Consider the following 25,449-nt stretch of genomic DNA (forward strand, 5'->3'; position numbering starts at 1 on the left):
GGGGTCGGACCGCTTCGCCGAGCAGCCCGAGCTTGCCTGCCGGCCCTTCGACCGCGACCGCGACGGCTTCATCTACGGCGAGTGCTGCGGCGTGGTGGTGGTCGAGTCCGAGGCGTCGGCGCAACGGCGCGGCGCCGTTCCCTATGCCCGGCTGGCGGGCTGGGGAGTGGCGATGGACGCCAACCGGCAGCCCGATCCGTCGCCGGAAGGCGAGGCGCGCGCGATCCGGATGGCGCTGCAGCGCGCCGGCCGCGCTGCAATAGACATCGACTATGTCAACACCCACGGCACTGGCGCGCCGCTGGGCGACGAGACCGAGCTCAGGGCCATCCAGTCCTGCGGACTTTCCCACGCCTACCTCAACGCGACCAAGTCGATAGTCGGCCACGGCCTGAGCGCCGCCGGCGCCGTCGAAATCGTCGCCACCCTGCTGCAGATGAAGGCGGGACGGCTGCATCCGACCAAGAACCTGGTCGATCCAATCGCGCCATCGCTGAACTGGGTGCGCGAACGCAGCGTGGCCAGCGCCATCGACACCGCGCTGACGCTGAGCATGGGATTCGGCGGCATCAATACCGCGCTTTGCCTGCGGTCCTATTCCTAAAGATTGCCGGGAGAACTATTTCATGATGTCGGTTGGCATAGAAGCAATGAATGTATTCGGCGGAACCGCGTGCCTGGATGTAAACGCGCTAGCGCAAAGACGCAAGCTCGACAGCGCGCGGTTCCAGGCGCTGCTGATGAGCGAGAAATCAGTCGCCCTCCCCTACGAGGATCCGGTGACATTCGGCGCCAACGCCGCCCGCCCCATCGTCGACGCGCTTTCCGAGCAGGAAAAAAGCCGCATCGAAATGCTGATCACCTGCTCGGAATCCGGAGTCGATTTCGGCAAGTCGATCAGCACCTATCTGCACCACTACCTTGGACTGAGCAAGAACTGCCGGCTGTTCGAAATCAAGCAGGCCTGCTATTCGGGCACAGCCGGCCTGCAAATGGCAGTGAACTTCATCCTGTCGCAAGTTTCCCCGGGAGCCAAGGCCCTGGTGGTGGCCACCGACATTTCCCGCTACATGATCGCCGACGGCGACAATGAGCCGGCCGAGGAATGGTCGTTCGCGGAGCCGAGCGCCGGCGCCGGAGCGGTCGCCATGCTGGTCAGCGACCGACCGCAGGTTTTCCAGATCGATGTCGGGGCCAGCGGCTACTATGGCTACGAGGTCATGGACACCTGCCGCCCCGCCCCGGACCTGGAGGCCGGCAACGCCGACCTGTCGCTTCTGTCCTATCTGGACTGTTGCGAGAACGCGTTCCTGGAATACAAGAAGCGAGTGCACGACGTCGACTACGCCCGCTCCTTCCAGTACCTGTCTTTCCACACGCCTTTCGGCGGCATGGTCAAGGGCGCGCACCGCACCATGATGCGCAAGATGACCGGCGCCAAACCGGCCGCGATCGAGGAAGACTTCGAACAGCGGGTCGCGCCCGGCCTGACATATTGCCGTCGCGTCGGCAACATCATGGGCGCCACCGCCCTGCTGTCGCTCGCCAGCACCATAGATCACGGCGATTTCCGCAACCCGGCCCGCATCGGCTACTTTTCCTACGGTTCCGGCTGCTGTTCGGAGTTTCTGAGCGGCATCGTCCGCCATGAAAGCCAGTCCACGCTCAAGCAGCTGAAAATCGAACAACGGCTCGGAGAGCGGCATCGACTGTCGATGGAGGAGTACGACTATCTGCTGCGCGGCAACAGCCAGATCAAGTTCGGCACCCGCAATGTCAAGGTAGACGACGGCGCCATACCGGGCGCCCGCCGGCAGAAAAACGGCGCCAAGCACCTTATCCTCAAAGAAATCAAGGACTTCCACCGCCAGTACGAGTGGGCGTCATGACCGCCGAGGCCCGTTATCAGACCTTGCGAGTGCGCTACCAGCATCCGATCTGCGTTCTGCAGCTGCATCGGCCCGAGGCGCAAAACACCATCAATGCCCAATTGATCGCCGACATCTCCGATGTGCTGGATGCTTGCGAAGAGTCGATCACCATCGTGGTGATCGAGGGCCTGCCGGAGGTATTCTGCTTCGGCGCCGACTTCGCCGCGATCCGGGCCGCCAACGGCCAGCCCGCCGCCGGACAAGCCGCGGCAGGCCCCGAACCCTTGTACGAATTGTGGCTGCGACTGGCGTCCGGACCTTATATCGTCATCGCACACGTGCGCGGCAAGGCCAACGCCGGAGGCATAGGCTTTGTAGCGGCCAGCGACATCGCGCTGGCCGACGACAGCGCCGCGTTCAGTCTGTCCGAGCTGCTGTTCGGGCTGATGCCGGCCTGCGTGCTGCCCTTTCTGGCCCGCCGCATCGGTTGGCAAAAAGCGCACTACATGACGCTGTCGACCCATCCGATAGACGCCGCCCAGGCCACGGCCTGGGGGCTGATCGACGCCAGCGAGGCCAATAGCGAAGCGCTGCTGCGCCGCCATCTGTCCCGGCTCCGGCGCCTGGACAAGACCGCCATCGCCCGCTACAAGCGCTTTTCCAGCGAACTAAGCCGGTCGCTGGCCGCCGACAAACCGCTGGCGCTGGCCGCCAATAAAGTGGTGTTTTCCGATCCGCGCAATATCGCCAGCATCGTGCGCTACGTCGAACATGGCATTTTCCCATGGGAGTCCGCCTAGCATGAGCGCCACCGTCGTCCACTGCACCCATGTCTCCCCATCCATCGTGCAGATCACGCTGGAAGACAGGGAACACAAGAACACCTTCTCACCCGGCATCTGCACCGGACTGATGGACGCGTTCCGCGACATCGCCGCCGATCCGGAATGCAAGGTGGTCGTTCTGACAGGCTACGACACCTATTTCTGTTCCGGCGGCACACAAGAGGGCCTGCTGAGTCTTTCCGGCGGCAAGGGGAAATTCACCGACACGCCGATCTACAACCTCCCGCTCGCCTGCGAGGTTCCGGTGATCGCCGCCATGCAGGGGCATGGCATCGGGGGCGGCTTCGTGCTGGGTTTGTTCTCCGACTTCGTCGTCATGAGCCGCGAAAGCGTCTACACCACCAACTTCATGAAATACGGCTTCACGCCGGGCTTCGGCTCCACGCTGATCCTCAGAGAGAAGCTGGGACTGCCGCTAGCCCAGGAAATGCTGATGGCGGCCGGCAATTTCCGCGGAGCGGAACTGACTCAACGCGGCATTCCCTTCCCCGTCCTCCCCAGAAGCGAAGTGCTGTCCTACGCCCACGATCTGGCGCGACAGCTTGCGGAAAAACCTCGCCGCTCGCTGGTGATACTGAAAAACCATCTGGTCGCCGACCTGCGGCGGCGCCTCCCGGCCATCGCGGACCAGGAGGTGGAAATGCACGATCAGACCTTTCATCACGAAGAAGTCAAGACTCGAATCCAGACGCTGTTCGGCCAGTGACGCAGCCCATCCACCGGAAACACTATGCTATTGAAAATCACGGACAAGCCCGCCGCCGATGATCGCGGCGACGCCATAGAAATCTCGTTTGAAAACGCCGCCGTCCGCGTCCACTGCGTCACCGGCGGCGACATCGCGGCCATCGCCGAGCAGGCCCGGCAGGCGCTGGAGCGGCACTTCGCCGCCAGACAAGCGGCCCCTGCCGCCGAAGCGCTGCTCGCCTCGGGCACAGACTTCGGCAGTCGCCTGGCAGGCGAACATCCCGCATTGAACGAGGCGCTGGCCGCCATCGGCCAGCAGGACGCCGCCCAGCTCTCGGTGCTGATAGAATCAGCCCGCCCCGGTTTTCTGGCCCAACCCTGGGAGCTGCTGAGACTGCCGACCGGCCAGGCCCCGCTGGCATTGCACGCTCAGGCCTTCATCCGCCGTTTCCGCGGCCCAGGCCACCCGAAGGAATACGCGGAACGGGAATATGGCTTGAAAGTGGTCGCGCCCGTGCCGGACGCGGTAGCCGAGCTGAACCGGCAGCTGGGCACGCCCCAGGTGGCGAAAGCAGCGCCGCCCGCGCCGCTGCGCATACTGCACATCGCATCGAGAACGGCCGCGCCCGCCGCCGACACCGCGCTGGAATCCAGCGCGGTGGCCTTCACCACCGAAGGCGCCATCGACTATGAAATTTTCCCGGCAAGCAGCCGGGAGCGATTGCAGCAACGATTGAGCGACCCGTCCCAACCCGTCCATATCGCCCACTACGACGGCGACATCATCCTGGACGGCGAGCAGGCCTGCCTTCAGCTGCGGGACGCGAGCGGCGCCGAACAGCGCCTCGGCATCGCCGATCTCGCCCGGCTGCTGCGGCGGCAGAACGCCGCCATGCTGTGCCTGGATATCCGCGCCTGCTTCCGCGACGGCCAACCCGCGCCGGTCGCCGCCGGCCTGAGCGCGGCGGCCGCCGCCGCCAGCCATGCCGGCCTGGGCAATGTGCTGGGCACGGCCGGTTCGGCCGATCCCTGGACCAGCGGCCATTGCTTCAGCCAGATCTACCAAGGTCTGGCCGCCGGCTTGTCCCTGGAGCGCGCCGTCACCGCCGCCAGAGCCAGCCTGTCCTCGCCTGAGCGCGCATCTCGTTTCGCATCGCAAGGTTCGGCGCCGCCGGCATGGCCGTTGATCGTCCATTACGGCGGCCAATCCCTCGGCTTCTTCGAATCGCCGCAGACCAGCGCGCCGCTGGCGGAATCGCAAACCCTGGTCCAGGCCCGCCAGCGACTGATGGGCTTCAAGTCCTCGCTGCTGCCCCCGCTGGCTGAGCTGGCGGGCGGCGGCGCGGCGTTGTCCATCCTGCACGCGCTCAAGCTATCCAGGCGGTCGCTGGCCCTCACCGGCCCGGCCGGAATCGGCAAAACCCATCAAGCGCATCGCATCGCGCTATATCTGTCCCAGCGGGGCTGCATAGACTTCGCCTTCTATTTCGACTTCGGCAACGAAAGCTACACCGTCGACAACATGCTGGAAATGATCGCGCCGGTTCTCGAGCTGAGCCGAGACCAGCTGCCTCAGGCCAGAATGGCGCTGAAAAGCCTGCGTTGCTGCTTCGTCCTGGATGGCCTGCCGGCTCTGACAGCCGAGGCCGGGCCGCTGGAACGGGCCGACCGGCAGACGCTGGAACAGTTCATCGAAACCTTGCTGGAAGATGGACACATCCTCATCCAGAGCCATCAAGACGGCCACGCTCAAACCGGACCGTCCGTCGTCGACATTCCGTTGCGGCCCCTGCTGCCGCAGGAAGCGGACATGCTGGCCACGGAGCAATTGCGCAACCGCCGGCTAAGCGGCCGCGACGACGACGACGGCTGGCCAGCCCTGCTCGCGGCCTGCCGAGGCAACCCCTTCCTGATCAAGCACGCGCTGCCGTTGCTGGAGACGTCCGCCGCATCGGAGCTGGCCCAGGAGCTTGAACGGCGCATGCCGCGACAGGGCTCCGTCGTGGCGGCGTTTTATCAATGGCAATGGTCGTGCCTGTCGGCGCCATGGCAGACGCTGCTGCTGCTGTGCGCTGAAGTGGATGGCTTGCTGCTCGAGCTGCTGATGGTGGCGATCGACCAGAAAGAGCCCTTCGAGCCGGCGAAGAAGCTGCTTGCCCTCGTCGGCGACCCGGCGGCGGTGTTCTCCCAGATCATCGCGCAATGGGAACGACAAGGTTTTCTGACTCGGCTGCCTCATGGCAGACAGATCGATGCCCGCTGCCAAGCCTTTTTACGACAAAAACGGCGGGAGCAGGACAAGCTCGGCGCGGTGGCAGGCGCCAGCCTTTTCTTCAGCCAGGCGCTCTGCGAAGGCGTCCGTCTGTTGAGCAATCACCTGAACGGCCAGCAGAATCCCCCGCTTGCCCATTATCTGCTGATGAACCGCAGGCATTGGGCGCTGCATCTTGAAAAACTATGGTTCGCACATGACTATCGCCAGTTCCTGAGCAGCAAGCACGCCCTCGAGCAATTGATGCGGCAAGCGCAGTTGGGCGAGGAAAGCGCGGAATGGTCGCTGAAACTGCTGGAGCGCTCCACGGACATATTGCGGCCCTACGAGCCGCCCCCGACAGAAGCCGCCCTGGCCTGGCTGACGCTGGCGCTGAGCACGCTTGCGGCCAAGGAGGCGCAAACCAGCCCATGCCTGAGGCAGGCCGCCGGCTACTGGCAGGCCTGGCTCGACGCACAGGCGGAGGCGGAAGCGGAAGCGGAAGCGATCGACAGGAGGCAGGCGCCGCTGTTTCAGCAGGCGACTGCCTTCCTCGACCTGCATTATCAGCAAAGACAGGACTGGCCAGCGGCCATCGCCGTCAACCAGCTCGCGCTGTCCATCTATACCCGGCACTCGGCCTGGCTCAAAGTGATACAAACGCTGAAGGCCCTGGTGCGCTGCCATGTCGAATCGGGCATGCATGAGCAGGCGCTGAGCCTGGAGGAGCGCATACTCAATGACATCCCCTACCAGGACGCTCCGCCCGGACTGCACGCCCAGCAGCTGTTCGACATCGCGCTGTCACGCACCGCGCGCCACGCCTCGCCCGATGCCCAGGCCGCGCTTGACCGGCTCAAGACGATGAAGGAAGCGAAGCTGTTCGGCGACGCGCTGGACGGACTGCAAGCCGACATCCATTTCCAGCAGGAAAATTACGCCGCGGCCATCCCCCACTACTGCAAACTGTGGACGCGCGCGATACAGGCCGGCTCGGCTCCTCATATACAACCATTGCGCGAACGGCTGTTGCAGATGGAACAGGCGCTGGGCGCCGAAGCCTTCCAGCGCCATATCGACCGGGAGCTTGGCGACGAGATCGTCCGGCCGCAAGACTATCCACCTCAACAATGGACACATTGAATGGAAATCAAATTGATAGAGCGCGATTCAATCCGTGTGGCGCACGTGCTCTCCACCGACGCGCCAATCAAGACCAGGCAGGACGCGCTGGATGTGATGATGGGACACGGACACGGCAATCTGACCGGGATCGCGGTGGAGGAAGCCTGCCTGCATCCCGATTTCTTCCAGCTCAAAACCGGTCTGGCCGGAGAGTTATTGCAGATGTTCGTCAACTACCGGCAAAAAATCGCCATCATCGGCAATTTCTCGAAATACACCAGCAGCAGCCTGCGCGACTTCATCGTGGAAAGCAACCGGGGCAAGCAGGTCTTCTTCGTCTCCTGCATCGATGAGGCAATCCGGTATCTCAGCCACAGCTAGAGGATTTCATGGAACTCGCAAACGATGTCGCCCAGCTTGACGCCACCGCCCTGGCGGAAGCTATACGGAAAGGGACGTGCACTTCCGAGGAGGCCGTGCAATCGCTGTTCGAGCGAATAGACCGGCTGAACGGCAAGTACAACGCCCTCGTCTCCCTGGACCGTCCGCGGGCGCTGCAGCGCGCGCGCGAGGCGGACCTGGCGCAGGCCCGGGGCCAGAGCTGGGGGCCGTTGCATGGCGTGCCGATCACGGTCAAGGACTCATTCAGAACCGCCGGCCTGCGGACCACGGCCGGCTACGCGCCGCTGCGCGACTCGGTGCCGGACCGCGACGCAGACGCCGTCGCCCGCCTCAAGAACGCCGGCGCCATCGTCATCGGCAAGTCGAACTGCGCCCCCCTCTGCAGCGATCTTCAAACCAGGAACGATATTTTCGGCACCACCGGCAATCCATGGGAGGCCGGCCGCACCGCGGGCGGCAGTTCCGGCGGGGAAGCCGCCGCGGTCGCGCTAGGCCTCTCGCCGCTAGGCCTAGGCAGCGATAGCGGCGGCAGCATCCGCGTCCCGGCAAGCTATTGCGGGGTCTACGGCTTCAAGCCGTCGATCGGGAAAATAGCGCGCGATGGCCTGATCCCGCCGTTGGGCGATCCCGCGCGGGAAGACAGCCTGACCGTGGTCGGCGCCATTGCGCGCTCGGTGCGTGATCTGGCACTGAGCTATTCGATATTGTCCGGCGAACCCTACGGCATTGACGCCGCCCCCCAACATGCGCCCCGGATAGCCTGGACCGGCGAATTCCCGCGCCAGTTGATGGACGACGAGGTTTCGTCGGCGCTGGAAGCGGCATACCGAACCCTGAGCGACAGCGGCGCGAGTGTCGAGAAAGTCGAGCCCCCCCTCGATTTGCACTTCCTGAATTTTAAATACTTCATGTTGAATATGTACGAGTTCTCCCCCAGGGAGAGCAGTCCGGGATTGCACAAACTGTTCTGGCTTTTCGAATCCGCCCGCTCCGTGTTCAGCGGCGGCATCGAGGCCAACTACAAAAAACTGAAGGCGGATCAGCGGGAACAAGTCGATCTATTCGATCGCTTTGCCCAGCAATTCGATTGCTGGGCGCTACCGGCCACCCCGACTGCCGCCTTCCATCATCAGAAATCGGGTCGCCCGATTCCTATCCGTCACCGCGGCAAGTCCAAGCGCTACAGCTATTGGCACGCCACCGGCGGGTTTGCATTTCTCGCCAATTTCCTGGGCTGCCCAAGCGTGGCGATTCCAATAGGCCGGGATCGGAACGGCCTGCCCATCGGCATCCAGGTGGTTGGCCGGCGCGAACAGGACACGGCCCTGTTACGGACGGCTGCGCATATCGCCGAGAGAATAGGCAGCACCATGCCGCTGGCCACATGACCGCCAGGAAAGCGCCGACAAAGCGGCGGCGGACACGTATCCAATCATTCCATACCGCGATTAGGAGATAGGCAGATGAGTGTATATGTCTTTCCGGGACAAGGTTCCCAGTTCAAGGGCATGGGAGCGGACTTGTTCGATCTGTTCCCGGAGCTGACCGAAACGGCGAGCCAGCTGCTCGGCTATTCGATCAAGCAGCTCTGTGTCGAGGATCCGCATCAGCAATTGAACGACACCCGCTTTACCCAGCCCGCCCTGTACGTGGTCAATGCGCTCTCCTACCGGAAGAAACAGCAGGAGGCAGGCGACAAGCCGAACTATCTGGCCGGGCACAGCCTGGGCGAATACAACGCCCTCGAAGCGGCCGGCGCCATGAGCTTCTCGGACGGGCTGAAGCTGGTCGGCAAACGCGGCGCGCTGATGAGTTCGGCGCCGAAAGGCGGCATGGCGGCAGTCATCGGCATGACGGAAGCCGACGTGCGCGAGCGGCTGAGCGCCAACGGGCTCTCCACCATCGACATCGCCAACCTCAATGCGCCGACGCAGACCATTCTTTCCGGCCTGAGCGAAGATATCGAACGCGCCGCCGCGTTTTTTGAAAACGGTCCCGTCCGCTATGTGCCATTGAACACCAGCGGCGCCTTTCACTCGCGCTATATGGAGCCAGCCAAGCGCGAGTTTGAAGCCTATCTGCGGGGTTTCTCATTTTCTCCGCTGTCTATCCCGGTCATTTCCAATGTCGACGGCTTGCCCTATCGGCCCGGCGACATCCAGTCCAATCTGGCGGCCCAGATCACGCATTCGGTTCAGTGGACCAAATCGATCCGCTATTTGCTGGATCAGGGCGAGACAGCGTTCCATGAGCTGGGTGTCGGCCAGGTGCTGACACGCCTGATCGGCGCGATCCGCCAGCATGCGCCGTCCACTGCCGAACAGCCCGCCGCCATCGCTGTGGCCCCCTCCTCGCCGCACTATGACCGAGAGGCCGAACAGGCGGCCTTGCACCGGCAGATCGACGAATGGAATTTGCACCATCCCGTCGGCACCCAGGTGGAAGTGGCCTCCTACGACCAGATCTTGATCACCCGCAGCAAGGCCTTGCCTCTGTTCGGACATCGCGCGGCCATCTATCTCGAGGGCTATAACGGCTACTTTGAATTAAACGAAGTGCATCCGGCCAAAGCGGGCCTGTAGACCGAAACGACGCGCCGACGCCGGACACAAGCCGGCCTTCGGCTTCGGCGCGGCGCTAGGCCTCGGTCGATCTCAGCAAGCGCCAGTCCTGCCGCCGCTCCGACACCATCGGCACGATGGTCCTAACCGACAGGGACGGCGGACCGCCAGGCATGCTCTCGGCGCACACCGCAGTCAGGTAGTCCCGTTCAAGGCCGAATTGCCAGAAATGCCAGCGCGCCGCCCAGTCCTGCTGATCGGCGCGCATGGCCAGCCGTATCCCGCTGTCGCCCGGAAAATGAAAACTGAAGTGGTCCAGCGGAATGGACAGCCCCATGCCGCGCGCCTTGATGTACGACTCTTTCAAGGTCCAGTACTCGAAGAAGCGCCGCTGCCGGTGATGGGCAGGCTGCGCGTGCAACTCCCGCGCCTCGTCCGGGGCGAAGAAGCGCTCCGCGATGCCCAGGGACGCCGCCTGCTCGCGCACGCCCTCGACATCCAGGCCCAGCGCCCGGCCTCGCGTCACGCCCAGCATGATCAAATCCATCGAATGGCTGACATTGAACACAATCGACCTGGCCCCCGGCTCGGGATTGGCGATCTCCGGCCTTCCGTGCCGGTTCGCGCTGAACAGCCATTGCGTCGGCTCTAGCGGCGCGTATTTCGACAACACCATCCGCACCAGAACCCGTGTGACCAGAAAGCGATGCCTGTCTCGCTCGAAATACAGCCGCCGCTGCCGCGCCCGCTCCGTTTCGCTCAATAGGCCATGATATTCGCGCAATAGCGCGGCATCCGCGATGCGGCCCGGAAATGCGCACCACAGATCGATGCCACGCCAGTCAGCCATGGGCTCTCCGGCCCCGGACTGCCGGCGGAAAGCATCGACCCACGCGCCCATCGACCGAGCTCAAATGGCAAAGGACCGATGCGCGGCCAGCGTCTCGACCACCGCGGAAAAGTTTTCCAGATCGCGGTCAAACGGAGTCAGCATGACATGAGTCCGGGACTGCGTTGATCCCGGCGGATAAACGTACTTTACGAATGTGGCCAAGGTGCCCGACGGCCCCACGTCGACATATTCGTACGGTCCCGTCGTTTCCAGATATTCGATGGTTTTCTGGAACTGGATGGGCTTGCGCATCACCATCGGTAGATGATCGCCAGCCACGGACTCCACCAGGCCGGCGCGCATGCAGCAAGCGATGGGAATCCGCGCCTTGGCCATAGGCATCGTCTGCAGATGGGTATCGAGCCAGCGTTCGGCCGTCTCAAGCCAGGCGGAATGAAACGCAAATGAAACCGGCAGCCGCTGGAACAGCACGTTCCGGCCATTCAAGATCCGCTCCACCTCCAGCGCGCCGGACATGGAGGTGGATATCACGAAATGAGAGTCGAAGTTGATCGCGGCCAGCTCGCCGTAGGAGCTCAGCCCCAACTCGTCGTACAAGCGCGCATTGGCCAGCACCGCGATCATCGCGCCGCGCTCGCAATGCGCCTCCAGCACCTGGGCATGGCTAAGCAACATCGTCAGCGCCTGATCGCAATCGACGCAACCGGCGACGGCCGCCGCCACGAATGTGCCCAGGCTGGCGCCGATCAGGATGTCGGGCTCAAGCTGCTCGGCCAGCAGCGCCTGCGCCAGCGAGTATTCGACCATGAAAATCGCCGGGTGGCTCAGCAGGGTGCGATCGAAACTATCGGCCTTGCCCCGTTGTTGATGGTAGAGGGCGTCGACGACCGACAGGCCGACGGACTGCCGCACCGTGCCGTCCAGACGATCCATCCAGTGGCGGAACACCCGCTGCCGCTGATAAAGCCGCTGTCCCATCTGGAAATACTGCGATCCCTGTCCAGAGAACATAAAGGCGATCTTGGGCTTTGACACTAAGCTCCTCCTTTCCGGAACCGGGAATCAACTCACGATGCGATCGCCGGTATCAGGCGGTGGGCGAATTGCCGGCGCAACAACAGCAGGCTGACCAAGGCCTGAATGAACGTGCTGCCGAGCGAGAAGTACCAGACCAGTTCGATACGGAAGCCGCTTTGCGTCGACAGCCATACGATGGGCATGGCGAAGGTGAACAAGCGCACGGCGGAGCTCTGCAGCGCCGGCTGAGTATTGCCCAGGCCCTGGAACACGCTGGAACATGTGAAGATCGCGCCCTGGGCGATAAAGCCCCAGCAGACGATGTGCAGAAACTGCACGCCAAGACCGATGACCTCCGGATCCTTGGCAAAGTAGCCGATCAGTCCCTCCGCCCGCCAATAGACAAACAAGGCCAGCGGCACCATCAGCATGCTGATCAGCAGCATCGCGGCGCCGAAACAAGCGCGGACCCTATTCGCCAGGCCGGCACCGAAGTTCTGCCCGACGATGGGGCCGGCCGCGAAGGCCACGGCCATCGCAGGCAGGATCAAGCCCTGCACCAGGCGCGAGCTCGCGCCGAAAGCGGCCTGCGCGTCCGCGCCGAAATCGCGGATCGCCCAGTAGATGATCGCGGAAAACACGAACATCAGCGCATACTCCCCGCCGGCCGGCAGGCCGATCGACAGCATGCGGCCCCAGTCGCGCCACCTGGGCGCCAATAGCTTGCGATCAAACCCGACATAGTGTTCGAGACGGCGAAAGTAAATCCCCAAGGCCAGCACCCCCGCCAGCAACGCAAGCGTGCTGGCCAGGCCCGCTCCGGCCACGCCCATCGGATGATGGGTCAGCCAGCCGGCGATCAGGATAGGAGCCAGAAAGGCGTTGATGATGACGCTCAGCAACTGGACGATCAGCGTGGGCTGGACAATCCCGGTGCCGCGCAATGCCGAGCCCATCGCCACCAGGGCGAATTGCAGCGCGAGTCCGGGCATATACCAGTTCAGATAAACCAGACCGGCAGCTATGGTTTCCGCGTCGGAGGAAACCGTGCCCATATAGGTCCGGGCCAGGGAATAACCCAGCAACAGCACGGCCAAGCCGCACACCAACGCCAACGTAAGCGACTGGTTGAAGATGATGTTGGCCTCTTCCTTGTCCTTGCGGCCGACCGCCTGGGAAATCAGCGCCACCGTGCCTACGCCAAGCACCTGGGTCAGCGCGAGGACCAAAAAGGTCGCATTGCCCGCGGCGCCGACGCCGGCCAGCGCGTTGGCGCCCAATCCGCCAATGAAGTACAGATCGATCAGATAATAAAGCGTCTGGAAAATCATGCCGATCGCAATAGGTATCGCCATCGTCAATATGTGACGAAGCAGCGGCCCCTGAGTGAGGTCTTTCATGTCAGTCCCTTGTCGCCGAGCAGTGTTGTCAGGATGGTGAACGGATTGGTATCAATACCCCGGCGCCCAGGCATCAGCCCGTGCGGCCCCATTGGCATCGCACCTATTGCCACGGGCATGGCGGTGCAGCGGGATGCCCGGCGCAGACCTGGCAGGTCCGCAAGAATGCTGGCGTTATGGCATTGATCGCCAATTATAGCCATATCTCATCTTAATTATTCAATGTATATTTTATTTGCATAATTTATGGAATGGGCCGACTTCCGCGACAAGCCAACGCGGCTTGAATGCCAGCTCCCAAACCCGTCCTGCACCGCTCGCCTTTGCAAGATCAACGCGGTGTTTGCCGCGCCGAATGGCGCGCTCAGCACTCCCCTGCCCCCACCGGCAAGCGGCCCGAAGAACAACTTGCTGGTATCCGGTTCCGCTTACCGTTTGACCGGAACCACATGTTAGGGTGTTAAATTAGACTGGAAATACTCTGTGTAATCAGTAGATTGCACTTGGTTTTTCCGGTCTTTTTCTTTACGTCAAAAATTCACATCACCGGAAGTGCTGCTGTCGTAAATTCCTGTCATCTGACGAGTCAAGAGAAGTGCGGCGACCACGTTTTCCATTCGAGAAGTACGGATGCAGTCCGGTGAGCACATTCCCCTGCTCGTGTCCGGAGGCCCCCTCGGACTACCGGCTCCCCTAGCAACCCGTTACGTCCTGACCCAGTTCCGGCTCAAGGGCCTGAAAGTCAGCAGCATCCGCCAACGGCTCTCCACCTTAGCCCTTGCTTACACTTTCTTTACCGAGCATGGTATCCAACTCGACGAGCGGGCAGCCAAACGTCAGTTCCTAAACCAGGAGGAGTTGAGCCCTATCGGCGTGCCAAGCACGGCATCGCCCGCCGACTATCGCCGCGTCGTCGACGCGGCGGCCCGGATCAATTCGTCTTCGAACTGTCGCGGGTCGCGGCGATAGCGCGCAAGCTCAGCCAGAATATCCTCCATGTGCGCATGGGCGAGCAGGGACTTGACGGCGACAAAATCCACCCCTTCGAATAGCGCGTTGAGCGGGCCGCCCGGCATCGCCGGCAGCATGGCATTGAGCGTGGGCACGGGGGAGAGCGGTGCCACAGGTGCCTCGTTGACGTGCTCTCGCGCCAGGACAGCTTCGAAGGTCGGTGCCTCGGGCATGCGCCTCCCCATCGAAACCGCCGAAAGATCCACCTGGGCCCATTGCAAAAGCGTTTTAATCAATGAGGTGTGATCGAACGGATAGCGGCTGCCGGCGGGCGCGCGAAATACCGTAGACGGTTTGACGAACGGCGAGATCAACAATGTCGGCACCCGGGCGCCGAACAAATTGAATTTAAAACCGTCCACCCCGATCCGACCATCCGGATTGATTGCCCCCCAGGGCGGCGTGACATGGTCGTAAGTGCCACCGTGTTCGTCGAATGTCACGATCAGCAACATATCCTGCCATTGTGGCCCCGAGCGGACCGCCTGGTAAACCTGCTGCAGGAACTGCTCGCAGGGGTTGACGTGGGTTGGTGGATGATAGTCGGTGCCTTGCGTGTAATGTTCGCCTTTGCCATAGCCCCAGACGGGCTCAAGATAAGTGAAGTCCGGCAGCGTGCCGGCCTGGGCGCGGGAAAAGAAGGTCGTCAGATTGCCGATTTCCGAATTGCCGCCGGCCTGGGCAATCTGCGGGAAGGTGTACTGAGTATAAGACCGGCCCATCCATTGGCTGGTGTAATACAACCCCCAGCTCTTGCCCGCTTGCGCCAAGTAATTGAACACCGTCGGCGTGTCGAACTGCTCGATGGCGAGAAACGCATTGCTCTCCCGCCCCAGCGAGGTACCACACAAGGAGAAGGCACGGTTGGGGTTGGTCTGCGTCGGTACGGAGGAAAACCAGCGGTCGCTGACCGCGAACCCCCGGGCTAGTCCATTGATGACCGGCAACTGCGCCGGGGTATAAGCCCACAAGATATCGAGCCCTTGCCAGCCGCGCATGTACCAAGCGTAGTAATCCTGTAAGAAGCCCTGCATCGTGGGCGCCTGGCATTCCATCGGCAAACCGCCGATGATGTCCTGATTGCCGAACAACTGGTTGAACACACCATTCCAGCGCGCGTTGGCCCGCATTTCCTCGTAGGGGTCGTACGCCGGAACGCGGTCTTGGTCAGCGCCTAGGTTGTCCGGCACCGGTACGACCGGGTACGGCTGCACATCGCCGCGCCAGGTGTAGGCGGGATTGCTGTCCCGCCCCAGCGCGAGCCCGTCGAACAGGGGTGAACTCCCCGGAGGATAGACATGCTGCGGCGCGGACGACGGCATGTCCGCGGACGTGGCGCTGTAAAGCCAACCGAGTACGTTGTCGAGAGCGCGGTTCTCCAGCATCAGGAACACAATGTTTTTTACCTGCGGCAGCGTCGAGGCGACCATGACGAATCCTTTACTTAGGGCAACGGGGCCGGCGGCAGGGCGCGATGCACCGGAAGGTGGGGTGGGCGGGCAGCCGTCCGCCCCACCGAGGACGAAAGGATTAGTACTGCGGATAAAGCTCGACGTTGTTGGCAAGCAAAATCGGGTAATTCGAGCCGGTATTGCTGGTTGCCGCGAATAGGGCGAAAAGCTCGCCCTCGACCTTGTAGTACTTCTTGGCATTCTCGCAGGCATCGCGCAGATCGCTATGGGTGGCGTTCTTGGCGCGGAATTTCTCCAACTTGGTGTAAGGAGTCTTGAACCACGCCCCGGAGAACGAATACCAGTCGTTAGCCGGCGTCAATCCCCATTTCCAGGTGACGTTGTTGTTATTGTTGAAATAGCAAGCAACGTAAGAAACGTCCGAACCGGCGGCTTGCGACGGTGCGGTTTGGTTGTTCGGACCGGGTGCGGCTGCGGACAGAGCGGCAAAGGCGGCGAGAGAGAACAACAAGGCAGCTTTGATCGTCTTTGACGAACGGGTCATGGGATTCTCCACTTGATTCGTTGAATGGCCGGACGGCGTGGTTGTCCGTGCATTTTTGTTTTTCTAAAAAACAGAAATGCAATATGACTATTGACTACGCATAACAACTAAATCAAGTGTTTGAATTGCGAAAGCGGCGGTTCCGAAAAACAAGGACGTTGTAGATAAAAGATATATTTCTCACAAAAATACATTTCAAATCAATAGATTATGCATTTTCGGTGTCGCGCCGCGTGGAAAAGGGCGGGCGGGCATAAACGGTTAGAACGTTGGTGCGCTCAATACGGAAGCGCGTTACCGGCGGGTTTTAAGCCACAGAAGCGAGTTGACTGATATTTAGGTCAGTTGTTGTGTGCGCCATCCGTAGGTCGTCCCATTCCTATCTGACGGCGACATGCGCCTTCCAGACAAGCAGATTCAGCCCGCCGACAAACAACTGCCCCCGCAAGACCATGACCTGGCCTTCGACGGTTTCCAATTCGTCTACCTGGTGGTGTCGCATCGTGCCGGCTGGGTGTCGATCGGCATCAACTTGATGCCCCGACAACCCCTGCAACTAGCACTGCGTCTATTGCCAAGTACCCAACTTACGGCGCGCCGGCGCCGGTGGACGCCGCACAACTAGAACGCGAGTTGACCGCCATGTTGCAGGATATTTTGCACGGCGACTTCATGCTGCGCCATGTCACGCCCGACATGCGCCGTTTGAGCGACATTGCGCTCGCCGGCAACGGCGAGCCGACCTTTTCCCCACAGTTTCCCGCCGCAGTCGACGCGGTATTGCGCCAGATCGACGCTTTCGGCCTGCGCGGCCAAATTCGTCTAGTCGTCATTACCAACGGCAGCCAAATGCACCGCTCAGCGGTGCAAATGAGGTCAAGGCTTGGGATATTGGCAATATACTTTACATAAATAATATTTACACACTAACCTATCCATAAAGATTTTGTCTTATAAATCATTGACATAAAAAGAAATTTTCTTGCATTCGCTTCCGCTGACCGTTTTAAAACCTACTTGCTTGTTTTGTAGATCGAGGCCCGCGTTGATGAAAGATGCGGGCCTTTTTCATTCCCCGCTGCCGGCCTGAGCGCCTAACGGCTATACGGCTGCCACAGCATGGGGTGCTGAACCACTGTCGAGCGAAGAAAGCCGATTGGAGCCGTCTGACGCGCCTCCTTCCTCCGTCCCAGTCCGCCCCTTCTCCGGAGGGGCGGCATTCACCCGACGCGCTGGCAAGAGCCTATGCCCGCCGGACATTGCCATCCACGCAAGATGAATGATCCCGCCTCAAACCAGACGCCCGCTCTTTTTCACCATGCCCAAAGCCCACTGGCGAAGCCATCAGTACACACAGTACTCAATCGGCAACAGCGCCGGCGAGTCATCTTATCCGCCCGGCGATAATCACCGATCATTTTCCCAATGTCGATGGATCAGGAATTCGGGAAACTTAAAGATAAAAAAAAGCCGCGTCGCGGCGGCTGCAAAGGGGTAGATAGACAGAATGTTCGCTACCGATCAATTCTATCCAGTAAGATAATAGCATAACAATATTCGCAATGTGAATATGTTAAATGAAACATAATTGCGCCAAATCTGAAAATCCATGCATAAAAGGCATGTGGGAATCAATTTCCAACTTTAACAAGCAGATAAAATCTGACGGAGCTGGATGCTAAAAACACATATCAATCCAGCCAAAAATAATTTTCAGCCCTTCATATTGCAATTCGTTCCAAGCTGACATCCACGCACTCGCATATAGCGCCCACGCTTCGTCAACCGCCTTGCCTATCCTCCTATCTTCCACTCCGCCTCCTGCCGCTTAGGCAAAGCGCCCACCGCCGGCGGCTTCAGCAAGTCGCACACGCCGCCCAGGCTGGACACCAGGCACAACGGCCTTCCGGGCGATAGTCCTCCGATATCGGGCATGCCTTCCGCCACGCTGTCCGCGCCCTGGCTAGTGCCGCGCGCAACCAGGTCCAGCCGCGGCGCCAGCGTGGGCGCCAGCACCTTGAGCACCTGCACCGGCAAGGCGCTGGTGAACTTGTAGTCGGCCGCCTTGGGGCCGGCCACATAGGCGACGATGGTGCCGAAGTAGTGGTCGCCGATATAGAACACGAAAGCGCCGGAGCGGCTGACCACGCGGGCGGAGGTGAGGCCGCCGCCGCGGGAGAAGGTCTTGAAGCGGTTGTCGCCGGTGCCGGTTTTGCCGCCGATCAACACATGCTCGCCATTGTGGTCGAAGGCTCCGGCCGCGCGGTGGGCGGTGCCCTTGTCCACCACTTCGGACAATACCTGGCGCACCAGCTGCGGAATTTCCGGCGGCAGCACCCTCACGCCGCGGGCCTGGCCCTGGGCCAGGGTGGTGTCGTACGGCGTAGCCGATGCGAAACGCAGTTTGTCGATGTAAACCGTAGGCAGACGGACGCCGTCATTGGAAATGATGCCCATCAACTCGGCCAAGGCCGCCGGCCTATCGGCCGAAGCGCCAAGCGCGGTGGCGTAGGATGGCACCAGTGAATCGAAGGGATAACCCATCCGCTTCCAGGCGGCGTGGATCTGGCGGAAAGCGTCTATCTCCTGGATCTGGCGAATACGGTTATCCTGGCCGCCCTTGTGCTTGCTGTTGAACAGCCATTGGTACACTTCCTGGCGCTGGGCGGTGCTGGCCTGCACCATTTCCGACCAGCCCGCATCAGGATGGGCATGCAGGTAGGCCACCATCCACAATTCCAGCGGGTGGATGCCCGCCAGGTAGCCGCGATCGGCCAGGTTGAAACGGTCCGGCCCCATCTCGTCGTACAGCTTGGCCAACGTCTTCTCCTCCAGCTTGGCCGGCGGCGTCAGGTATTTGGCGATGAAGGCCGCCATTTCAGGCTGGCCGGCCTGCGGATGGACGCTGCGGAAAATCACCGCCAGCCGCTTGGCGCTGCGGCGGGCCTTCTCCACCACCTGCGCGTCGATCTGCTCGGCATCCTTGCCACGGTACTTGCGGTAGAAACCGGCCATGAAGGTCTTGCCTTCGCGGTCGGCGAAGCGTTGCAGGTATTCGCGCCGCAACGGATTGGCGGGATCGCCGAGCACCTGGGAGTCGTTGCTCGGCGAATACATGTAGTAGTGCGCGACATCGCGCATCAAGCGGATGTAAACCAGGTTGACCGAATGCTGCGTCGCCTCGCGCAGCGTCAGGATGCGGCCGTTGTCGCTCTTCTCGAAATTCTCGAAGGTGTGCCGGCCGCCGCCGGTGAAAAAGCTTTCTCCTGGACTCGCGCTGTACTTGCGCTCCATCGAGGCCGCCAACATCGCAGACAAACTGCGGTCATCGTTCTGTCTCAGATAGTCTATCGCCCAGCGCCGCAGCACCGACTCATGCTCGGTCGGCCGGATGCCGGCCAGCTCATCCTGGCTCATGCCCGAATACTGCCGGTGCAGATCGGCGATGACCTCCAGATACGTCACCAGCGTGCGCAGTTTGGCGGTGGAGCCCAAGTCCAGCTTGGTGCCTTCGTTGATGTCGAAAGGCTGGTCGAAGTTGTCCGCCTGCACCCGCACCATATTGCCGGTTGGCGTGCGCTCTATCAGGGTGAAGCTGTAGGTCACCCCGCCGGGCGAGCCCTGTTGCAGCAAGAACTTGTCGCCCAATCCCACCGACTTGGCGTAGTCGGGATCGCGCAGCTTGAGCAGCTTGTCGGTTACCGCCTGCTGCAGCTGCGAATCCAGCGTGCTGTTGACGGTCAGGTCCAGATGGTCGAGGTCGTACATGCGCGGTATGCCCAGCAGACCGGCCAGCTTCACCCGCACCGCGTTGGCGCCCTTGCGCTCCACCTGCGACTTGTTGGCCAGATTGACCCTCTCCCTCTGCTGCCGCAACGAGACCCCCAACGCGGCATCGCGCAATTCCGGCGTGATCACCTTGTCCTTGGCCATCAGCCGCAGATAGGAATCGGTCAGCCCTTCCAGCAGCTTCATGTCGCCATTGAGGAAGAACGAGGGGCTGCGCTGCGAAATCATCAGGCTGAGCGCCTCCTTGAACACGGTTGCCTGCTCGTCCACCGACAGCGGAGTATTGCTGGCCAGCGTGCGGTTCACCTCGTCGAATGAGCGTCCGTACCAGGCCCACATGCCGTCGCCCATGCCGGAGATTTCGCCGAAGCCGGCGCGCGCCGCCAGCGGCACCGTGTTCAGATACTCCACCACCAGTTGGCGCCGGGCGGCGCTGGTATCCTCGCCGCTGCGGTAGGCGCGCACCGAGGCCGACAGCATCTGGCGCAATTTTTCCTTGGGCGAGCCGGTGCGGCCGCCGGGCGAGTGGCGGAATTTCTCGATCTGGGTGGCCAGCGTGCTGGCGCCGGCGGAATGATAGCCGGGATGCAGAAAATGCAGCCCCTCGTCCGCCAGCGCCTTGCCGAAACGCGACCATTCCACCGCCGGGTTCTGCTGCGGATTGCTGTCGTCCAGCAGCGCGTGGTTTTCGATGTAGAGCAGGCCGGAAACCAGCAGGCGCGGCAGCGAGTCGAAATCCCGATACACCCGCTGCGGGTAGAGAGACTGGTACATGGGCCGGCCATAGCCATCGTAAAGCATCAGGCCGGACTGGTCCTTTTCCCGGTACGGCGGGAACAGCCCCAGCGGCAGTAAAGGCCCCGTCACGCCGCTGTCTGCCAGCCGTATCATGTCCGGCGACTGGCGGGCCTGTTCGGCAATGGCGAATCCGCGGCTCTGCAGCCGCTCCAGATAGTGCGGGAGGTCGGAATACCCCATGCGCTGGTCATAGGGGCCGCCATGCTCGGGAAAGCGCATGTCCTTGCTGCGCCCCGGTTCAACCGCGAACGTGGCGTGGCGGGCGGCCCGGCTGAAGAACATCGCCTGGAACCGCGAGGTATGCACCTCGTTGAGGAATAGTGAGAGCGCCAGGCCGAACAGTGCGATCAACAGGCCGATCAGCGCCCACCATGTAGAAGAAGACGGTTTGCCTTTGCCCAATCCGAGTTTGGCTTCCGAAGTATCTATCATGACATGTCGGCCAGGAGGCCGCCCCCTTGCAGCATGAACTGGAGAATATTGCTGGCTGTACCGGACACCACTGCTCGGCCGTCGGATTTCCCACCGGCTTTTCCTCAATATCGGACAGCCGCCGCGCTTTAGAAAGGAAGGAAAAGCTTGTTAAAGAAACTAGCGCATCCCTGAAGGACGCCAACGCCGCGAATTGGTGAACGGCGAGCCAGGCTGGCCGCCCTCATCGCGGTTTCCAGCCCGCCGACGACTCCCCGTTCAGGCCAGCACCGACGCCGCCAAAACGGACGCCCGCGACGCAAGCTGTATCGCCTTGGCCACAAACTCTATCGACTTGCCGCTGGCCGCCAGCGCTTTTTCGGCATCGTCGGCCGCCTGCGAGGCCCCCCGCAATGCCGCCACCGCATCGGCGTAGGCGCTGGCGGCATGGTCCAGATCGCAGGCGATGGCAGCCATCGCCTGCCCGGCCAACTTGTCTTGCAGATCGCCGCACTGCCGGCTGGTCTCCCCGGTGGTGGCTATCATAAGGTTATTGAACCGGGAGGCCAGCCCGGTTAGCAACTCGGCCAGATCATGACTATCCATCACGCGCTCCTTGGACTATTGGCTGGGCAGCGCCCGGTACAGGCTGCGCAGGCGCTTGGCCTCGTCGACAAACTCGCGCAGGCGGTCGATGCGCTTGCCGGAATCGTCCAGGCTTTGCCTCAGTTGCCGGTGCAAATCCGGAAATGCCCGCATCTCCTTGCCAATGGCATCCAGCGCGCGGCGCTGCCGGTCGAAATCCGCCAGTTGCGCCGCCACCTGCAGATCACCCTGATAACGCGCCCAGCTGCCATAGGCCGGCCTGAAACCGTCCTTGTCGACCGCGCGCAGATAGCGCAGGCTGATATCGGTCAAATACAACTGCAGGTCCTGCTGCACGCGCTGCATTTCCAGCGCCAGCACCTCAAGGCCGGGCTGAGCCTGGTCCATCACCGCGCGCAGGCTTGACTTGCGCTGGGCCATCAGCCGCGCATGGCCGAAGGCGTCCACCGCGCTTGCCAGCCCATTGGCTGTCGATACGCTCAGGCCGCTGCCCTGCAGCCGCCGCAGGCTGGCCGACAGGTCTTGCGACGACTTGTCGATATCCGCCGCGCCGCCGGCCCCGGCCAGCTGCGCCAGCGCCGCGGCGTAGCTGGCCAACAGGTCCAGCGACGCCTCCACCTTGCCCAGCTGGCCGGACAGGTCATACGGCTGCCCTTCGGCGTTCACCAGCGGAAATCCCTCTAGGCCGACCTTGCGGTCCGGCGCGGACAGCACCGCGCTGTCGCGGGCGGATTGTTCCAGCGCGGCGAAGCTGGAGGCGGCGCTGCCGTCTATCTGGCGGGCCGCGTCGCGCAGCGCGGCGAACTTGCCGCTGTCCAGATTGCCGCAGGCCGCAAGCGACAACAGCAGCGGCAGCATGGCTGCGCGGATCAGGCATGGAAGCAGGTTGATCATGGAGCCTCCCCGGCGGGGCCAGGCGAGCGGGAACCCGGCCCCGACCCAGATGGACAATGCAAAAGAAGCAGATCATTCCATTCAGATATAGCCCGCCACCGCCGCTTGGCAAAAGAATCGCCGCCCCGTTGGTGCGGCCGCGCTAGCCCTGGCCGCGCCAGTGCCGATGGCGTTTGCCCAAGCACTTCTCCAGCGCCAGCGACAGCAAGGACACCCCGCCGGAAGTGACGACGATCAAGGTGGCCATCGCCGCCGCCGCCGCGGTGTCGCCGGCATCGTCCATGGTGATGATCGACACCGCCGCCAGGCTGTTTTCCGGGCTGATGATGAAGATCAGCGCCGACAGCGTGGTCATCGCCGACACGAACAGGAAGCGCGCCACATCCAGCAGCGCCGGCAGGCACACCGGCAGCGTCACCCGGCGCAGCGTGGTCCAGAACGGCACCTTGAGCGATGCCGCCACCGCCTCGAACTCGCCATCCAGCTGCCCCAGCGCGGTAGCCACGGTGAGATGGGCGGTGGTGTAGAAATGGGCGATGCTGCAAATCACCATCAGCGTCATGCCGCCGTACAGCGCGTTGAGCGGATTGGCCGGATGATTGAAGAAGAACACATAGCCCAGGCCCAGTACCAGGCCCGGCACCGCCATCGGCAGCATGGCGAAGAAGCGCAGCAGGCTGCGGCCCAAGGGCGCAGCTTGTTGCTTTTCGCAGACATATGCCCCCAGGAATACCAGCACGGCTCCCAGCAGCGCGGTGGCGCCGCCCAGCTTCAGGCTGTTGAAATAGGCGCCCCAGCCGCCGCCGTCGACATTGTCGAACTGGTAATGCGCCAGCGTGAACGACAAATCGTACGGCCAGTACTTGATGAAGGATGCCGCCACCCCCACGCCCAGCAAGGCCAGCAGCGCCGCCGATACCGCCGCCAGCAGCGCGACCGCGGCGATATCCCTGGGCAGGTTGCGGCCAGGAGCAAACAGCACGGCCCGCGCGGTCAGCGCCGCCTGCTGCCGCCGCGCCATGGCGCGCTCGATGAAGAAGGACAGCACCGCCGGCAACAGCAGCATCAGCCCCACCACCGCGCCGCGCGGGAAGTTCTGCTGGCCCACCACCTGCTTGAAGGCTTCCACCGCCAGCACGTTGTAGTCGCCGCCCACCACCTTGGGCACGCCGAAGTCGGTGATCACCAGCGTGAACACCACCAGCGCCGCTGACACCAGGCCATAGCGCGCGCCCGGCAGAGTGATGGTGAAGAACTGCCGCCACGCGCCGGCGCCCAGCGCCCTGGCCGCCTCGTACAGCCGCGCGTCCGCCGACGCCAGCGCGGTGGCGATGATCAGCAGCGCGTAGGGAAAGGTATAAAAGGCCTCACCCAGCGCCACGCCCCAAAAACCGTAGATGCCGGCACCGCCCAGCCAGCTCTTGAGCAGGCCCTGGTTGCCGAACAGGTACACCAGCGAGATGGCCGGCATCAGCGATGGCGCCAGCAACGGCGACAAGGCGATCTGGCGGAACAGGCCGCGCCCCAGGCCCGGCTGCGGTTCAAACACCAGCCGAAAGCAAACGCCAGCGGCAGCACCAGCGCGCTGACGGTCAGCGCCAGCAGCAGGCTGTGCCAGGCGGCGCGCATCAGACCGGGGGAGTTCAGCACCTGGGAGAAGTTGACGAGGCCGGCAAAGCCGCCGTCCATGGTGGTGACGGCCTTGCCCAGGATGAACAGCAAGGGCAGGCCCAACGCCAGCGTCAGCAAGGCGGCCAGCGACCACACCAGCAAGGCGGCCAGCTGGCTTTCACCGTCCGCGCGCCAGCCGGCGCGGCGAGTCAATCGCAAAGCCAGGCTCAACATGCCGCCTCCCGCACATAGGCGCGCAACAGCGCGGCCGGCAATTCCACCGGCACGATCTCGCCCGGCACCAGCGGCTGGCGCTGCAGCATGGATGGGCATACCTCGGCGCGCAGCGTCTGCCCCGGCATGCCCTGCGGCTGCAGCCGGATACGGGTCATCGCGCCGCCGAAGCTGACATCCTCCACCCGCGCCAGCAGCACGTTGGCCGCCGGCTCCCAACGCGCCTTGACGATGATGTCCTCCGGCCTCAGGAACAGCGTCAGCGACGCGCCGTCCGGCAGCGGCTGCTGCAGCTTGAGCACGCAGTTGCCTATGCTCGCCTCATGGCTGGACTTGCGTTGCGCCGGCAGCCAGTTGGCGTCGCCGACGAAGTCCGCCACGAAGCGGCTGGCCGGCTGGCGGTAGATCTCGGCCGGGGTGCCCACCTGCTCGATGCGCCCGGCGTTCATCACCACCACCCGGTCGGCAATCGCCAGCGCCTCTTCCTGGTCATGGGTCACCATCAGCGTGGTGACGCCCAGCCGTTTCTGCAGGCCTTTCAGTTCGTCTCGCAGCCTGTCGCGCACCCGCGCGTCCAGCGCCGACAAGGGCTCGTCCAGCAGCAGCAAGCCCGGCGAGGTGGCCAGCGCCCGCGCCAGCGCCACCCGCTGTTGCTGTCCGCCGGACAGCTGCGACGGATATTTCAGCTCGGCGCCCGGCAGCCCGACGATGTCCAGCAGCTCGCGCACGCGCTGGCCGTGGCGCGCCTTGTCGCGACGCGGGGTCAGGCCGTAGGCGATGTTGTCGGCCACGGTGAGGTTGGGAAACAGCGCGTAGCTCTGGAACACGATGCCGTAGTCACGCCTGGCCGGCGCCTCGCGGGTGATGTCGCGGCCCAGCAGGTGGATGCTGCCGCCATCCGGCATGTCCAGCCCGGCGATCAGCCTAAGCAGCGTGGTCTTGCCGCAGCCGGACGGCCCCAGCAGACAGACGAACTCGCCCCTGCGTATCGACAGGGACACCGCGTCCAGAGCGGCGAAGCCGCCAAAGCGGCGGCTCAGGCTATGGATGGACAGGTGATCGGACAGGCCTTGCAGGCTATCGACCGGTTTCATCGGGAACTCCATCTTGCTTGAATATCGAAAAGC

Annotated in this window: 22 protein-coding genes; 11 read left to right on the top strand and 11 right to left on the bottom strand. The window is 62.8% G+C overall.

The features are described from left to right. The 8 genes from BI344_RS07340 to fabD form a co-directional block, all read left to right on the top strand. On the top strand, window positions 1-604 hold a 604-nt coding region (locus BI344_RS07340), incomplete at its 5' end, for a beta-ketoacyl synthase N-terminal-like domain-containing protein (protein ID WP_277620432.1). A 25-nt stretch (window positions 605-629) separates the two neighbouring features. Continuing rightward, window positions 630-1,889 carry a hydroxymethylglutaryl-CoA synthase family protein gene (locus BI344_RS07345; RefSeq protein ID WP_277620435.1) on the top strand — a complete coding sequence of 420 codons (1,260 nt, stop codon included), beginning with the start codon at window positions 630-632 and terminating at the stop codon, window positions 1,887-1,889. Then, on the top strand, window positions 1,886-2,671 hold the full coding sequence (locus BI344_RS07350; protein ID WP_071112326.1) for an enoyl-CoA hydratase/isomerase: 786 nt from the start codon (window positions 1,886-1,888) through the stop codon (window positions 2,669-2,671). The genes BI344_RS07345 and BI344_RS07350 overlap by 4 nt, the downstream gene beginning before the upstream one ends. Before the next feature lies 1 nt (window position 2,672). After that, complete coding sequence (locus tag BI344_RS07355) at window positions 2,673-3,422, top strand: polyketide synthase (protein WP_071112327.1); 750 nt, start codon at window positions 2,673-2,675, stop codon at window positions 3,420-3,422. Between the two features lie 24 nt (window positions 3,423-3,446). Continuing rightward, on the top strand, window positions 3,447-6,797 hold the full coding sequence (locus BI344_RS07360; protein WP_071112328.1) for an NACHT domain-containing protein: 3,351 nt from the start codon (window positions 3,447-3,449) through the stop codon (window positions 6,795-6,797). Then, on the top strand, window positions 6,798-7,160 hold the full coding sequence (locus BI344_RS07365; RefSeq protein WP_071112329.1) for a DUF4180 domain-containing protein: 363 nt from the start codon (window positions 6,798-6,800) through the stop codon (window positions 7,158-7,160). Between the two features lie 8 nt (window positions 7,161-7,168). Further along, window positions 7,169-8,569 (top strand): amidase, encoded by a 1,401-nt coding sequence (locus BI344_RS07370; protein ID WP_071112330.1) that lies wholly within the window; start codon window positions 7,169-7,171, stop codon window positions 8,567-8,569. A 75-nt stretch (window positions 8,570-8,644) separates the two neighbouring features. Beyond that, complete coding sequence (fabD, locus tag BI344_RS07375) at window positions 8,645-9,763, top strand: ACP S-malonyltransferase (protein ID WP_071112331.1); 1,119 nt, start codon at window positions 8,645-8,647, stop codon at window positions 9,761-9,763. 55 nt (window positions 9,764-9,818) lie between these two features. On the opposite strand, the gene BI344_RS07380 is transcribed toward fabD, so the two are convergent. From BI344_RS07380 to BI344_RS24340, 5 genes are all read right to left on the bottom strand, one after another. Continuing rightward, window positions 9,819-10,592 (bottom strand): 4'-phosphopantetheinyl transferase family protein, encoded by a 774-nt coding sequence (locus tag BI344_RS07380; RefSeq protein WP_071112332.1) that lies wholly within the window; start codon window positions 10,590-10,592, stop codon window positions 9,819-9,821. Window positions 10,593-10,652: 60 nt separating this feature from the next. Continuing rightward, window positions 10,653-11,630: an acyltransferase domain-containing protein gene (locus BI344_RS07385; protein ID WP_071112333.1), complete on the bottom strand. Its 978-nt coding sequence runs from the start codon at window positions 11,628-11,630 to the stop codon at window positions 10,653-10,655. Window positions 11,631-11,662: 32 nt separating this feature from the next. Continuing rightward, window positions 11,663-13,012, bottom strand: coding sequence for an MATE family efflux transporter (locus BI344_RS07390; RefSeq protein ID WP_071112334.1), 1,350 nt, complete (start codon window positions 13,010-13,012; stop codon window positions 11,663-11,665). Window positions 13,013-13,911: 899 nt separating this feature from the next. Next, entirely contained in the window at window positions 13,912-15,453 is a 1,542-nt protein-coding gene (locus BI344_RS07395) for an alkaline phosphatase family protein (protein ID WP_071112335.1), read from the bottom strand. A 100-nt stretch (window positions 15,454-15,553) separates the two neighbouring features. Next, window positions 15,554-15,979, bottom strand: a complete 426-nt coding sequence (locus BI344_RS24340) for a hypothetical protein (RefSeq protein ID WP_158020796.1) — start codon at window positions 15,977-15,979, stop codon at window positions 15,554-15,556. 394 nt (window positions 15,980-16,373) lie between these two features. Between BI344_RS24340 and BI344_RS24750 the strand changes: the two genes are divergently transcribed. Continuing rightward, window positions 16,374-16,604 carry a hypothetical protein gene (locus BI344_RS24750; protein ID WP_206600343.1) on the top strand — a complete coding sequence of 77 codons (231 nt, stop codon included), beginning with the start codon at window positions 16,374-16,376 and terminating at the stop codon, window positions 16,602-16,604. Then, the gene (locus BI344_RS07405) at window positions 16,586-16,891 is read left to right on the top strand and encodes a radical SAM protein (protein ID WP_071112337.1); all 306 of its coding nucleotides are present in this window, start codon (window positions 16,586-16,588) and stop codon (window positions 16,889-16,891) included. The genes BI344_RS24750 and BI344_RS07405 overlap by 19 nt, the downstream gene beginning before the upstream one ends. Before the next feature lie 882 nt (window positions 16,892-17,773). On the opposite strand, the gene BI344_RS07410 is transcribed toward BI344_RS07405, so the two are convergent. Beyond that, entirely contained in the window at window positions 17,774-20,998 is a 3,225-nt protein-coding gene (locus tag BI344_RS07410) for a transglycosylase domain-containing protein (RefSeq protein ID WP_071112338.1), read from the bottom strand. Between the two features lie 26 nt (window positions 20,999-21,024). Between BI344_RS07410 and BI344_RS24345 the strand changes: the two genes are divergently transcribed. Further along, window positions 21,025-21,198, top strand: coding sequence for a hypothetical protein (locus BI344_RS24345; protein WP_158021044.1), 174 nt, complete (start codon window positions 21,025-21,027; stop codon window positions 21,196-21,198). A 58-nt stretch (window positions 21,199-21,256) separates the two neighbouring features. Here BI344_RS24345 and BI344_RS07415 read toward each other — a convergent pair whose 3' ends face one another. From BI344_RS07415 to BI344_RS07430, 5 genes are all read right to left on the bottom strand, one after another. Further along, the gene (locus BI344_RS07415) at window positions 21,257-21,583 is read right to left on the bottom strand and encodes a hypothetical protein (protein WP_139166920.1); all 327 of its coding nucleotides are present in this window, start codon (window positions 21,581-21,583) and stop codon (window positions 21,257-21,259) included. Between the two features lie 15 nt (window positions 21,584-21,598). Continuing rightward, entirely contained in the window at window positions 21,599-22,477 is an 879-nt protein-coding gene (locus tag BI344_RS07420) for a hypothetical protein (RefSeq protein WP_071112340.1), read from the bottom strand. Between the two features lie 142 nt (window positions 22,478-22,619). Further along, window positions 22,620-24,026 (bottom strand): putative 2-aminoethylphosphonate ABC transporter permease subunit, encoded by a 1,407-nt coding sequence (locus tag BI344_RS07425; RefSeq protein WP_241499275.1) that lies wholly within the window; start codon window positions 24,024-24,026, stop codon window positions 22,620-22,622. Next, complete coding sequence (locus BI344_RS25150) at window positions 23,948-24,322, bottom strand: hypothetical protein (protein WP_241499276.1); 375 nt, start codon at window positions 24,320-24,322, stop codon at window positions 23,948-23,950. The genes BI344_RS07425 and BI344_RS25150 overlap by 79 nt, the downstream gene beginning before the upstream one ends. Next, a complete protein-coding gene (locus BI344_RS07430) occupies window positions 24,316-25,416 on the bottom strand; it encodes a putative 2-aminoethylphosphonate ABC transporter ATP-binding protein (protein ID WP_071112341.1) in 1,101 nt (366 codons plus the stop codon). Before BI344_RS07430 ends, BI344_RS25150 begins: the two co-directional genes overlap by 7 nt. Window positions 25,417-25,449 lie beyond the last annotated feature (33 nt).

It is taken from the genome of Chromobacterium sphagni, from assembly GCF_001855555.1.
GTDB lineage: Bacteria > Pseudomonadota > Gammaproteobacteria > Burkholderiales > Chromobacteriaceae > Chromobacterium > Chromobacterium sphagni.